We start from the raw sequence: 12,656 nt of genomic DNA on the forward strand, positions 1-12,656 counted from the left end.
GGGCATCAGCGCGCAAGGCGGTTCACGCGCTCTTCCAGCCGCCGCCCAGCGCCCTGTACAAATCGATCTGCGCCAGCAGCAGGTTATTTTTCACCTGCACCACGCTGGTCTGCACCGAGTACAGCGTGCGCTGGGCGTCCAGCACGTCCAGATAGGAGGAGTAGCCGTTGCGATTGCGGTTCTGCGCAATGCGCAGCGTCTCCTGCGCCACCTCCTGCTGGGCAAGCAGCTCGGTCAGCTGTTCCTGATAGCGCGTAATAGCATCTAGGCTGTTGTTCACTTCGGCAAACGCGTTGCGCACGGTTTTTTCATAGGCGTACAGCGCCTGGTTACGCTGGGACTGGGAAATATCCACCTGCGCATTCAGCGCCTGGCGGTTCAGCAGCGGGGAGAGAATACTGCCCCCGACGCTCCAGAGCTGTAGCGGGTTGTCCAGCAGGCCGGACAGGGTGCGATCCTGTATCGATCCTGTGGCGGTCAGGTTGATCGACGGCAGCAGGCTCGCGCGCGACGCGGCAAGCGAGGCGTCTGCCGCAACCAGCTGGCGTTCGGCCTGAACGATATCCGGCCGACGGTTCAGGAGCGTAGAAGGCAGCTGTGACGGCAGCGTCAGCGGCGTTAGCGCCTCAAAGCTTTCGCTGCGCGCTACCGCGCCGGGATTGCTTCCCAGCAGCAGGCTGAGGGCGTTCTCCTGCTGTGCAATCTGATGCTGCAGCACGGGAACCTGCGCTCGCGTTGAGCGAAGTTCGGAATCCGACTGCATCAGCTCCAGACGCGAGCTGTAGCCCGTCTCAAACTGACGTTTCGCGAGGTTAAATGCCTCTTCGCGTGATTTCAGCGTGGACTCGGTCACGCGCAGCTGTTCGTCAAGCGAGAGCAGGGTGACATACCCGGAAGCAACGGAAGACGCGACGGTCAAATCCGCGGCGGCGGCGGCGGCTTTTTGCGCCGCCAGCGAGGCTTCGGCGGCATTGGCGGTGCTGCGGTTGACGCCCCAGATATCGACGTCGTAGCTCGCCGTCAGGCTGCCTCTGTAGAGCGTGCCGTAGACCGGCAGCCCGGTCGCGGCGGATTGGGAACGGGCGCGCGTCCCCGTTACGCCCGCGTCAAGCGACGGAAACAGACTGCCGTCGGCCGCAAAGACCCGCGCCTGATACTCGTTAATTCGTTCGCGGGCGATCAGCACGTCGCTGTTGTTCTTTAGCGCCTGATCCACATAGCGATTGAGGTTGTTGTCATGAAAATTGCGCCACCAGAGCTGCTCCGCCGGGCTGGCAGGACCGGAATCGGCGCGCCACTGCGCAGGGATTTGCAGCGTCGGCTGCGCCGGTTTTACGTCAACGGACTGGCATCCGGCCAGCGTCACCGCCAGCACCAGACCGGCTATCGGGCGAAGGGTCATTGTTTGCCCTCCCGCGTATCAATCGTCACCTGCACCGACATGCCCGGACGCAGCAGGGCGGAGTCCTCAGGCTTGCCGAGCACCTCGATGCGCACCGGAATACGCTGGGCGATTTTGACAAAGTTGCCGGTGGCGTTGTCCGGCGTGATGGCGCTGAATTCAACTCCGGTTGCCGGCGAGATGCTCTCCACGCGGCCCTGATACGCTTTGTTGTTCAGGGCATCGACGGTGAATTTGACAGGCTGGCCGACGCGCAGCTCCGCCAGCTGCGTCTCTTTGATATTGGCGATCACCCAGTGCTGCGGAGGCACAAGGGTGGTGAGATGGGTCCCGGCGGTCACGTACGCCCCGAGACGCACGGCAATCTGGCCGAGCTGGCCGTCGCGCGGGGCGGTAATTCGGGTGTTTTGCAGGTCAATTTGCGCCAGCTCCAGCGCCGCTTTCGCATTTTCGACATCCGCCTCCAGCGCGCCGCGGTTCACAATTACCGTCTGCAGATCCTGACGCGACATCTCAAGCAAGGCTTTGGCCTGCTCGATGTCGGCGCTGCCCTGGGCCGCGCTGGCCAGCGCCGCGTCGCGCTCGCGAATGGAAAGCGAGCCGTCCGCCGTCAAATCCTTCACGCGCTTTAAATCCGCCTGGGTTTTCAGGCTCTGGGCGCGGGCATTTTTCAGCGCCGCGTCGTTTTTGGCGATCGTCGCTTCGGCGCTTTTACGCTGCTGCAGGTTGTTATTAAGCGCGGCAATTTTCATCGCCAGCTGTGCCTCGGCCTGATGCACGCGCTGACGATAGATACGGTCATCAATCTGCAGCAGCAGGTCGCCTTTTTTAACCTGTACAAAGTCCTGAACCTTCACCTCGGTGATATAGCCATTTACCTGGGGACTGATGAACGTCGTCTGACCGCGCACGTAGGCGTTGTCGGTAAACTGCGCGTGGCGGGTGAACGGCGGCAGCTGCCACGCATAAAGGATCACCAGCACGCCGACAATACCGATGGCAGCGGCGGTGAAAACGGAAACAATGCGCACATTTTTGCGGGTGTTGGCCTGCTCTTTGGCGGCATCCTGCTGACTCATAAACTCTCCAGAAATATTTCAATTATTTGTTGCCGGTGGCGTTCTTAAGCGCCATACGGGCAGTGATGCGCAGGCGCAGCAAGCGCCATAAAATCCAGACCAGCGTGGCGGCAGCGATGCCCGCCGTCAGCAGATAAGTATCGTTGTAAGCCAGAATATTCGCCTCAAGCGTCGTCACCGTTTGCAGCTGCGTGATCGCCTGCGTCCCCAGCAGCGAACTGTCGCCAATCAGGCTCCGGTACATCTGGGTGTAAATCTGGATACGCTCGTTGACCAGCGGATTGAGCGTGGTGAGCTGGTCCGCCAGCAGGCTGGAGTGGTACTTCTCGCGCCAGGTCTGGAAGGTTCCGAGGATCGCGGAACCCAGCAGGCCGCCGAGGTTCTGACTCATGCCGAACATCACCGAGAAGCTGACCAGGTTGCGCGGGTCGGCGATCACCCCACCAATGGCGGCCAGCATGGCGGGCGCCAGGAAGAAGGCGCTGCCGAAGCCCAGCAGAAACTGGCTTAGCATCAGCTGATCCGGTCGGGTCAGGTTGTTGGACTGGCTGTCCAGCAGCGAGGCAACAATCATCAGCGCCAGGGAGGTGATGATTGGCCACGCCAGTTTGGTCGGCTTAATCGTGAGGCAGCTGGTGACAATCCCGCAGACGATCCCGGCGAAAATGGACCACGCCAGGTGGGTCATCTGCTCATTCTGTAACCCCACGTACTGCAGCCAGCCGATGACCCCGGTATTTTGCTCTGCCAGCACGATACGGATAAGCAGCATGATGAGCCCCAGACGGACGATGCTGCCGCTCGACAGCCAGCGGGTGTTCAGCAGCGGGTTGGCGCGGTTATGTTCAAAGACGATGGCGGCCACAATCAGCACCAGCGATAGCGCCAGCGACCAGCCGATCCACGGCGCCTCGAACCACCAGTCTAGGCGGCCCAACGAGAGCACGGCGCAGAGCAGGGCCATTCCGGGGGCCATTAAAAAGAAGGTGATGAAGTCTTTCTTCTCAAAGACCTTTCGCCGATCGCCCGGCGGCAGTTTTAAGGCTACCACGCAGGCCAGGGAGATCAGCGCCAGCCCGAGCTCGAAGAAATAGAGCCCGCGCCATTCGTCCAGCTGCAGCAGTTCGGTGGAAAACAGGCGGGCCAGAGGAATGGCGAGCGATGAGCCGGTTATCCCGATGGTGAGCGCCTTCAGGCGGTGCTTCGCAGGCCAGGCCTGGATCTGGTAGTAAATCCCCAGCGAGCTGAGCGCGGCGGCCACCATCCCGTGCGCGGCGCGAACCATCAGCGCCGAGCTGAGATCGTTAACGAACAGGTGGAAAAAGGTCACCAGCACGTACAGCACCAGAAAACCTTCCGTGAAGGCGCGCAGACCGTACTGCTGGCGGAACTTGACCAGCAGCAGGTTGATAGAGATGTTGGTCATGACGTAGACCGCAGGCAGCCAGGCGATTTCGGTCGACCAGGCCCCGAAGGTCCCCTGCAGGTTTTGCAGGTTGGCGGTCACCACCGCATTTCCCAGCGCTCCCGTCAGGCACACCAGCAGGCCAACGACGCCGTAGGCAATGCGTTTTGGCGTACTGTGCTCGGGTGTGGAAGGCGAACCCAGCAGGGCGGGTTTCTCATGTGGCTGCCACTCGCGAGGAGCATAAGGGTCGCGTTCGGGCAGGCGCATAACGTCGTTTACCTTAGAAATAATTGAATAATTAGCGGGCTAGCGATTCTACGTCTGCCGCAAATGATAATTCAAGTGAATATGATTTACGCATGTTAATCAAATGTAGAAGGGAAATTTAAGGAAAAAGAGCGGCCCGAAAGTCGGGCCGACAACGATCAGAGCTGTTCGGGCTGTGCCTGCAGAGGGGATGTTCGCTTAACGCGGCTGGCGCAGAAAATCGCGATTAGGGAAATGGCTACCGTGACGGCAAGATACCAGGCCACCGGAACCCAGTCGCCGTCATATTTCGCCAGCAGTCCGGTGGCAATCAGCGGCGCGGTACCGCCTGCCAGCGCGGCACCCAGCTGATAACCGAGCGTAATGCCGGTGTAGCGTACGTTTGCACTAAAAATTTCAGAGCACAGCGTGCCGAGTACCGCCGTTACCGGTGCCCACAGCACGCCAAAGGCGATGACCGTCGCGAGCACAATGCCCCAGGTTGTACCGGTATTGAGCAGCATAAACCACGGCACGATAAACAACCCCAGGATGAAGACGCTCGCGGCATACATGCGTTGACGGCCAATTTTATCCGAGAGTAGCCCCATTAACGGGATCATCACCGTGGCCACCAGGGCTCCCAGCGTCACGGCTTCCAGCGCCTGAGACTTTTGATACGTCAGCGTCGTGGTGGCATAGCTCACGACAAACGTCGAGAAGATGTAGAACGGCGCGGTTTCAACCACCTTCAGACCGGCGGCAATCAGCACTTCGCGCCAGTGGTGTTTCAGAGTATCGCGCAGAGGCGCTTTCGCCACCTGGCCCGATTGTTTTACCTTCCTGAAATCAGGCGTCTCGTCGATGTCCTTACGGATCCACAGGCCGAGCAACACCAGAACCGAACTCAGCAGGAACGGGATGCGCCAGCCCCAGGAGAGGAAATCTTCCTCGCTGAACAGGGTCATCAGCGAGACGATGAAGGTCGCCATCAGCATGCCGATGGTGACGCCCGCCTGCGGAATACTGCCGAAGAAGCCTTTACGTTTTTCGGGCGCGTATTCGTAGGCCAGCAGCAGCGCGCCGCCCCATTCACCGCCTATGCCCATCCCCTGAATGATACGCATCAGGATCAGCAGAGCGGGCGCCCACAGGCCAATCATTTCATACGTGGGCAGCAGACCGATCATGACGGTTGCACCTCCCATCAGAGAGAGGGTAAGAACGAGGGTTTTTTTACGTCCGATGCGGTCACCGATATGGGCGAAAAGTACCCCGCCAATGGGGCGAATGAAAAAGGTTAATGAGAACGAGAGATAAGAGAGGATGAGCCCGATCACCGGATCGACCATCGGGAAAAAGATCTTATTGAAGACCAGCGCGGCCGCCGTGCCGTAGAGAAAATAGTCAAACCATTCAATGGCGCTCCCGGTAAGGCTGGCGATTAATACCTTCTTATTTTTTCGTAATACCGTCGTCGTACTTTCATGTTCTGTCATGACCTGAAACCCCGCCACGTTGATGATGTATGAGGTGTCACCTGGCGCGCTTCAGGTGCAACCTGTGATGATGAAAAAGGTTGTGAAATTGTTAAGCAACTTAGGGTTGGATGTTGTATTTGGCAAGCTAACGGGGGATGAAACTGGTCAGATCACGGTGAAATAAGCAGCGTTGGGTGCTTTTGCAGAGGGCATGTGCAACAGGATGTTTTGTATGATGGAAAACCAAAAGCATAATATGCAGGTGCAACCCGATTGTTTTTGGATGTTTCTGGTTATTTCAGAAAAATGACAATTTGGGCGGTAAAACAACGTCTGGTTTCAGAGCCCGCCTCTGCGTTATCGGTAAGAAGCCGCTACCCTGAAGAGACATAAATGAGGAGTTCACCATGGTTCAGCCCCATTTTCCCATCCTGCCGGATGCCACGCTGGCGGCCATCAATACTGTCGGTGAATGGCTGGCGCAGGACGACCTGAGCGACAGCCGCCAGCCCCCGGACGTCGATGCGGTGATCCTGGCAGGAAACGCGGTGATCCCGACCATTGAGGCGGCCTGCCGTATTGCCACGCAGAGAGACATCCCGCTCCTGATTAGCGGCGGTATTGGTCATTCAACCGCGTTTCTATATGCCGCTATCGGCAGTCATCCGCGTTATCACACCTTGCCCGTCGAAGGGCGGGCGGAAGCGAGCATTCTTGCCGACATTGCGCGGGAGTTCTGGCAGATCCCCGATGCGCGCCTGTGGATTGAAGATCGCTCCACCAACTGCGGTGAGAACGCGCGTTTTAGCTGGAATATGCTAAAACAGCATGAGCGAGCAACCGGGCGGGTGCTGGTGGTGCAGGACCCGACGATGCAGCGCCGTACGATGGCGACGTTTGCCCGCGTGTGTCGGGATGAGCCCGTGTCACCGCAGTGGATAAGCCATCCTGGGTTTACGCCAACGCTGCACAATGGCAAAGAGGGCGTGGAGTTTAGCGCGGGCAATAGCGGACTGTGGCCCGTTGAGCGCTACCTGTCACTGGTCCTGGGGGAGCTGCCGCGTTTGTACGATGACGTTAACGGCTATGGTCCGGCCGGGCGGGATTTTATCGCGCACGTTGAATTCCCGGATGCTGTGATTGCCGCATGGGAACAGTTACAGCAGGACCCGGTTCTGAAGGGGGCGCGTAAAATAATCTAAGCACGGAACCATTCCCTCGCCCCATTGGGGAGAGGGTTAGGGTGAGGGGAAAATCACAGCGCCGCAAACTTATCCAGCGTCCGCACCAGCTGCGTCACAAAACCGTACTCGTTGTCATACCAGGCTACCGCTTTCACCAGCTGCAGCTCTCCCGCTTCTGACACCTCCGTCTGCGTGGCGTCAAACACCGAACCGTAATGCGAGCCAATCACATCGGACGACACAATCTCTTCGTCGGTATACCCGAACGATTTATTGCCCTGCGTCGCCTTTTTCAGCGCGGCGTTGATCTCCTCAACGGTCACTTTCTTGCCCAGAATCGCCACCAGCTCGGTGACTGAACCCGTTTTTACCGGCACGCGCTGCGCGTGGCCCTTCAGCTTGCCGCTGAGCGCCGGGATCACCAGACCGATGGCCTTTGCGGCGCCGGTGGTGTGGGGAATGATATTCTCTGCCGCCGCCCGCGAGGCGCGAAGGTCTTTCCCGCGCGGGCCATCCACCAGCGCCTGCGTACCGGTATAGGCATGAATGGTGGTCATGGTGCCCACTTTTATTTCAAACGCATCGTTCAGGGCTTTCGCCAGCGGGGCGAGGCAGTTGGTGGTGCAGGATGCGACGGAAATAATAGTGTCACTGGCGTCAATGGTGTCGTCATTCACGCTGTAGACGATGGTTTTCATCTCACCCGCAGGGGCAGAAATCAGCACTTTCTTCGCGCCGGCGTCCAGGTGCGCCCGTGATTTCTCTTCAGAGGTATAAAAGCCGGTGCACTCCACGACGATATCCACGCCTGCGGCTTTCCACGGAATGTGCTTCGCCTCTTTTTCGGCGTACACCGCAATGGTTTTACCGTCAACAATCAGTGCATCCTCGGTGAAATCCACGCTCCACGGGAAGCCACCGTAGTTGGAATCATGCCTGAGCAGGTAGGCCAGCACTTTCGGTGAGGTGAGGTCGTTGATGGCGACGACGGTATTGCTGTCCTGGGTTTCAAGAAGGCGACGCAGTACAAGGCGCCCAATGCGTCCAAAGCCGTTAATGCCAATTTTACTCATGGTGTTCTCCTGTAAACGTGTCGATGCGACAGTTTGAACTCATCCAGGCTTAGACCATCACGGGCAGGGCGGCAATTGAAGATGCTTCATGCGGGAGGAAGTATTTGAAAAACCATACAGAAAAGTTAATGAATTTTTAAGGAAAGGAGATTATGTTGGCGCGATAACTGTTTTTAATCGGGAAATCACATGCGCACTAAATATACAAGCCTGCAAATCGGCATCCACTGGCTGGTGTTTCTGTTAATCATCGTCGCCTACTGCGCCATGGAGTTCAAAGGTTTCTTCCCGCGCACCGCGCGTCCAGCGATCAATATGATCCACGTCTCGTGCGGTATCAGTATCCTGGTGCTGATGGTGACGCGTCTGCTGGTTCGCCTGAAATTCCGCGCGCCGCCGATTCAGCCGAAGCCAAAAGCGATGGTGACGGGGATGTCCCACCTTGGGCACCTGGTGGTGTATCTGCTGTTTATTGCGCTGCCGCTGATTGGCATTGTGATGATGTACAACCGGGGCAGCGACTGGTTTGCTTTCGGCCTGGCGATGCCGCATGCGGCGGAGTCCAATTTCGACCTGGTGGATATGTTGAAAGAGTGGCACGAGACGCTGGCGAACCTGGGCTATTTTGTGATTGGCCTGCACGCGGCGGCGGCGCTGATGCATCACTATTTCTGGAAAGATAATACTCTTCTGCGCATGATGCCGAAAAAGCGTTCGTAGTCTTTAACGCTTGCCAGGTGGCGCAGCGCCACCCGGCTTGTTTTTTAACCCAGCAGCGCACGCTCTTCGGCAGTTAACGCCAGCGCCTGCGTTGATCCCGTCTCCGACGACTTCACCGCCGCTTCCAGCACGGCCATGACCGCCAGTGCCTCAACAGGGTGGACAGGGTTGGTGATTTTCCCGAGCAGCGCATCACGTACGTTGACGTAATACTGGCGCTGATCGCCTTTCGGGGTAGGGAGCGTCTGCGGTGCGCCGTCGGCCCCAAAGAACACCATGCTGTCGCCGTCTTCGCCCCAGGTTTCACTGCCGGGGATCACTCCTGCGAGCAGCTGCGCTTCCTGCTGGTCGATTCTGGCTTTCACCACGCTGCCCTTGTCCCCGTGGACGGTAAAGCGCGCCGTACCGCCAGCAACCAGCATGCTGGCGTGCAGAATGACCTTATGCTCCGGGTAGTTTAAGACCACGTGCGCCCAGTCGTTAATTTCTGCGCCGTCGCGCAGCGTCGCGATATTCCCCTGAACCGACTCCGGCAGTCCAAAGAGCTGTAGCGTCTGGTCAATCAGGTGAGGGCCCAGATCAAACCACAGACCGCTCCCGGGGACGTTCTGCTCGCGCCAGCGCACGCGCACTTCCGGGCGGAAGCGGTCGATGTGCGATTCCAGGTGTTTTACCTTGCCGAGCGTGCCTTGCTCAATAATCTGCTTAATGCCGAGGAAATCGCTGTCCCAGCGGCGGTTGTGGAAGACGGAGAGCAGCAGCTGCTTTTCATCCGCCAGCGCAATCAGGTCGCGGGCTTCCTGCATGTCGAGGGTAAAAGGCTTATCCACGACCACGTGTTTTCCCGCGTTCAGGGCCAGCGTCGCCAGCGGGGCGTGCGTGGCGTTGGGGGAGGCAATCACCACCAGATCGATATCAGGATGCTGAATAGCCTCTTCCGGTGTCGCCACCACCTGTACGTCCGGCAGATCGCGTTTAACCTTCTCTTCATCACGAGAAGAGACCACGGCCAGCTTAATCCCGTCCACAGACTGGATCAGCGGGGCATGGAAGGTTTTACCGACAAATCCATACCCGATCAGCGCAATGTTGATTGTTTGAACTTTATTCATGACCTTCTCCACGTTAATTCGCGCACACCGTAACCTGCAGTGCGCTATGGTCCCCAAGCTCAGGCCAGGGACGATCTAAAAAGAGTTGTTGAATGCTGGATAACCCGGAAATCAGATACGGCTCGCAGCGGTTAATTTTCAGGTGGTCGGCGACAATCCAGTGCGCATGGCTTGCGTCCAGCATCGCGCGTTTAACTTCGGCATCCGCTTCTTTACCGGCGCTCAAACCGAGTTCGGCATGAATGGCGCACGCCCCAAGAATGGCGATATCTGCCCGATAACGGGACAGCAAAGACAGCGTGGCGCTTCCGGCAAACAGTCGCTGCTTGTGGTCCCATTTCCCGCCTAGCAGGATCAGCTCAATATCTTCCCGGTCGCTAAAATGCTGGGCGATGTCCAGCGAGGGGGTAATAACGGTGAGCGGCCCCTGAAGAAAGGTGGCGACGGCCATCACCGTGCTTCCGGCATCCAGAAACAGGGTGGAGCCCGGTGGAACCTGCTGTGCGACCTGTTTACCCAGGCGCTGTTTGGTCTCCGGCAGCAGCGTATTGCGGCCCTGACGGTTCATGGCGGAGAGGTTGAGCGCGATGGCGCCGCCGTGGTTCTTCTGCGCAAGACCCTGGTTTTCCAGGTCGGTCAGATCCCGACGAATGGTATCCGCCGAAACCTGCAGCTTTTCAGCCAGGTCGGTGATGCTGGCCTGGCCTTGCTCGCTGAGGATATCCAGGACGTAGCGTTGACGAGCGGTTTTGTGCATGGGAGTACATTCCTGCAAAATGTCGCAATAGTTTGCATAATACAGCATTTTGACGCAGAGAGAAGGGGAATATCCTCAGGACGATGTGCGGCAGCGTGATAATTCAGATGGGTGATTATTAAAATTTTATTAAGAGGGTATAAGGAAGCCGTTTTGAATGTTAATCACAATGTTATTGTTATGTTTTATTTAACGATTTGGGTTATGTAACCAGCGTATCGCCATTGGGTGGTGTTAAATGCTGTTTAATAGAAATTACGCAGGGTTTAATTGCTTTAATTAGTTTTTTAAGGGTTTTTAATTTTAAATATATCCCTTTGGCTACGTAAACTGACACTTCTTTGAAAATCTTTGTGTCTGACTCGCTCTGAAATTAACGCAAAAATGTGCACGGAGGGAATTAAGAATTTTCCTTAGATAACAGAGAGTTTATATGTTTCATCTGAAAGGATACTTTTAGAGTTTTGTCCAGAAACCCCATATTTTTTCTTGCTTGTAACACCACATTAACATTGTGGCTGTAGTGGGGTATAACACATTTTGTTATGCTGCTAACCAGTTTAAGAAATAAGTAAATTCTTAATTGAAATAAGATGCGGGCAGATCTCATCTCCGATGGAAATGGGTATGGGGAGTATTACCTGAAATTCAGCAAGGTAGCTAAATAAGATATTTGTCTAATTATCTGTACCTCTTTTTGGGTATTTGCTTGAGTATCACTCAGAGTCAGGGAGATAACATGACGATATTACGAAAGCCTATGTTACGCCGATTTACAGCAGCACTGGCATTCATTTCATTAGCCATAAATACGGCTTTCGCCAATAGTAATCAGGTGGGTATTGCCCCGGTGGCAACCACAACCTTAAAAGAAAGTATTCTTTTTGCGATCGATCGCGATCCGTCAATTAGCCAGCAGGCCGCGCAATTAGGTATTGGCCAGGCACAAATAGATGAAGCGCGCAGCGGCTGGATGCCGCAAATATCGTTGAACGGGAGTACGGGGCACAGCCAGACCACCGATTCCAGCGGGTCGCTGAAGAATTCAGCCGCCTGGGGGCTGAGCCTGACGCAGCTGCTGTACGATTTTGGCAAGACCAATAACAGCATCAGCCAGTCCTCCGCCCAGCGCGATAGCTACCGCTATCAGCTGATGGGCACGCTCTCGGACGTGGCGGAAAAAACGGCGCTGAGCTACGTCGAGGTCAAACGCTATTCCGATCTGCTGCAGGCGGCAATCGAAAACGTTCAGGCGCTCAAAAACGTCGAGCAGCTGGCAAAGCTGCGCGCAGACGCGGGCGTGAGTTCGACCTCCGATGAGCTTCAGACCCGCACGCGCATTGCCGGCATGCAGGCGACGGTCGCGCAGTATACCGCCGCCTTAAACAGCGCGCGCGCCAGGCTTGCGGTATTAACCGGAATGCAGGCAGAGGCGTATTCGCCGGTGCCCGCGAATCTTGCCGTGGAGCCGGACTCGCTCAACCGCATCGATTATTCCCTGATACCGGCGGTGATGGCCGCGCAGAACATGGAACGCTCGGCCCAGTATGGCGTGGAAACGGCGAAGTCCCAGCACTGGCCGACGTTAAGCCTGAAGGGGGGGCGCACCCGTTATGAATCGGACAACCGTTCCTACTGGGACGACCAGATACAGCTCAATATCGACGCGCCGCTGTATCAGGGGGGCGCGGTTTCCGCGCGCGTTCGACAGGCGGAAGGCGCACGTGCCATGGCCTCCTCTCAGGTCGATCAGGCGCGTTTCGATGTCCTGCAAAAGGCCTCCGTCGCGCAGGCTGACTGGACCGGCGCGCGGGGACGAATGGAGGCGGGGAAGCAGCAGCTGGAAAATGCTCTGCGGGCCCGCGATGTTTATAAAAATGAATACACCCTGAGCAAGCGGAGCATTAACGATCTGCTCAGCGTTGAGCAGGATGTCTGGCAGGCGACCTCAGCGAAAATAATCGCCGAGTATGACGGCTGGAGTTCGGCAATTAATTATGCTTCCGCGGTTGATAATTTAATGCCGCTTATTGGAATAGAGAAAAACGCTGCCGCAAAATTACCCGACTTGAGTTAATAAAAGACGCGCAGTGTTGCGCAAAGTAAGACTGAAAATAATGGGTGTTTTTTCCCAGGGATAGCTACATCCGTCTGGTGGACATATCCACAGGAATCCGTACACCTGCAAGGAGAA

10 protein-coding genes are annotated in these 12,656 nt (G+C 56.8%); 3 read left to right on the forward strand and 7 right to left on the reverse strand.

Features of this window, described 5'->3' with window-relative positions; genetic code table 11:
• Nucleotides 1-22: 22 nt before the first annotated feature.
• The 4 genes from ACERY3_RS07200 to ACERY3_RS07215 all read right to left on the reverse strand — a co-directional run bounded on the left by ACERY3_RS07200 (nt 23) and on the right by ACERY3_RS07215 (nt 5,634).
• A complete protein-coding gene (locus ACERY3_RS07200; RefSeq protein WP_373225359.1) occupies nt 23-1,402 on the reverse strand; it encodes an efflux transporter outer membrane subunit in 1,380 nt (459 codons plus the stop codon).
• The gene (locus ACERY3_RS07205; RefSeq protein WP_373225360.1) at nt 1,399-2,481 is read right to left on the reverse strand and encodes an HlyD family secretion protein; all 1,083 of its coding nucleotides are present in this window, start codon (nt 2,479-2,481) and stop codon (nt 1,399-1,401) included. The genes ACERY3_RS07200 and ACERY3_RS07205 overlap by 4 nt, the downstream gene beginning before the upstream one ends.
• Nucleotides 2,482-2,503: 22 nt before the next feature.
• Nucleotides 2,504-4,156, reverse strand: coding sequence for an MFS transporter (locus ACERY3_RS07210; RefSeq protein WP_373225361.1), 1,653 nt, complete (start codon nt 4,154-4,156; stop codon nt 2,504-2,506).
• A 158-nt stretch (nt 4,157-4,314) separates the two neighbouring features.
• Nucleotides 4,315-5,634, reverse strand: coding sequence for an MFS transporter (locus ACERY3_RS07215; RefSeq protein ID WP_048981126.1), 1,320 nt, complete (start codon nt 5,632-5,634; stop codon nt 4,315-4,317).
• A 389-nt stretch (nt 5,635-6,023) separates the two neighbouring features.
• Here ACERY3_RS07215 and ACERY3_RS07220 point away from each other — a divergent pair, with 389 nt between their 5' ends.
• On the forward strand, nt 6,024-6,818 hold the full coding sequence (locus ACERY3_RS07220; RefSeq protein WP_373225362.1) for a YdcF family protein: 795 nt from the start codon (nt 6,024-6,026) through the stop codon (nt 6,816-6,818).
• Nucleotides 6,819-6,871: 53 nt separating this feature from the next.
• Here ACERY3_RS07220 and gap read toward each other — a convergent pair whose 3' ends face one another.
• A complete protein-coding gene (gap, locus tag ACERY3_RS07225; protein WP_029740556.1) occupies nt 6,872-7,873 on the reverse strand; it encodes a type I glyceraldehyde-3-phosphate dehydrogenase in 1,002 nt (333 codons plus the stop codon).
• A 189-nt stretch (nt 7,874-8,062) separates the two neighbouring features.
• On the opposite strand from gap, the gene cybB reads away from it, so the two are divergent.
• Nucleotides 8,063-8,593, forward strand: a complete 531-nt coding sequence (gene cybB / locus ACERY3_RS07230) for a cytochrome b561 (RefSeq protein WP_023311642.1) — start codon at nt 8,063-8,065, stop codon at nt 8,591-8,593.
• A 44-nt stretch (nt 8,594-8,637) separates the two neighbouring features.
• Here cybB and ACERY3_RS07235 read toward each other — a convergent pair whose 3' ends face one another.
• Entirely contained in the window at nt 8,638-9,705 is a 1,068-nt protein-coding gene (locus ACERY3_RS07235; protein WP_373225363.1) for an oxidoreductase, read from the reverse strand.
• Nucleotides 9,706-9,718: 13 nt separating this feature from the next.
• Nucleotides 9,719-10,462 carry a DeoR/GlpR family DNA-binding transcription regulator gene (locus ACERY3_RS07240; protein WP_373225364.1) on the reverse strand — a complete coding sequence of 248 codons (744 nt, stop codon included), beginning with the start codon at nt 10,460-10,462 and terminating at the stop codon, nt 9,719-9,721.
• A gap of 739 nt (nt 10,463-11,201) precedes the next feature.
• On the opposite strand from ACERY3_RS07240, the gene ACERY3_RS07245 reads away from it, so the two are divergent.
• On the forward strand, nt 11,202-12,539 hold the full coding sequence (locus ACERY3_RS07245) for a TolC family outer membrane protein (protein WP_047647819.1): 1,338 nt from the start codon (nt 11,202-11,204) through the stop codon (nt 12,537-12,539).
• The last annotated feature ends 117 nt before the right edge of the window (nt 12,540-12,656 follow it).

Origin of the sequence: Enterobacter cloacae complex sp. ESBL7, assembly GCF_041679625.1 — a bacterium.
GTDB lineage: Bacteria > Pseudomonadota > Gammaproteobacteria > Enterobacterales > Enterobacteriaceae > Enterobacter > Enterobacter asburiae_B.

Bases quoted from the DNA above. Each gene is read 5' to 3' on its own strand.
- ACERY3_RS07215 (WP_048981126.1), bottom strand. From the start codon at position 5,634: ATGACAGAACATGAAAGTACGACGACGGTATTACGAAAAAATAAGAAG.
- ACERY3_RS07240 (WP_373225364.1), bottom strand. From the start codon at position 10,462: ATGCACAAAACCGCTCGTCAACGCTACGTCCTGGATATCCTCAGCGAG.
- ACERY3_RS07205 (WP_373225360.1), bottom strand. From the start codon at position 2,481: ATGAGTCAGCAGGATGCCGCCAAAGAGCAGGCCAACACCCGCAAAAAT.
- cybB (WP_023311642.1), top strand. From the start codon at position 8,063: ATGCGCACTAAATATACAAGCCTGCAAATCGGCATCCACTGGCTGGTG.
- ACERY3_RS07220 (WP_373225362.1), top strand. From the start codon at position 6,024: ATGGTTCAGCCCCATTTTCCCATCCTGCCGGATGCCACGCTGGCGGCC.
- ACERY3_RS07245 (WP_047647819.1), top strand. From the start codon at position 11,202: ATGACGATATTACGAAAGCCTATGTTACGCCGATTTACAGCAGCACTG.
- ACERY3_RS07235 (WP_373225363.1), bottom strand. From the start codon at position 9,705: ATGAATAAAGTTCAAACAATCAACATTGCGCTGATCGGGTATGGATTT.
- ACERY3_RS07210 (WP_373225361.1), bottom strand. From the start codon at position 4,156: ATGCGCCTGCCCGAACGCGACCCTTATGCTCCTCGCGAGTGGCAGCCA.
- ACERY3_RS07200 (WP_373225359.1), bottom strand. From the start codon at position 1,402: ATGACCCTTCGCCCGATAGCCGGTCTGGTGCTGGCGGTGACGCTGGCC.
- gap (WP_029740556.1), bottom strand. From the start codon at position 7,873: ATGAGTAAAATTGGCATTAACGGCTTTGGACGCATTGGGCGCCTTGTA.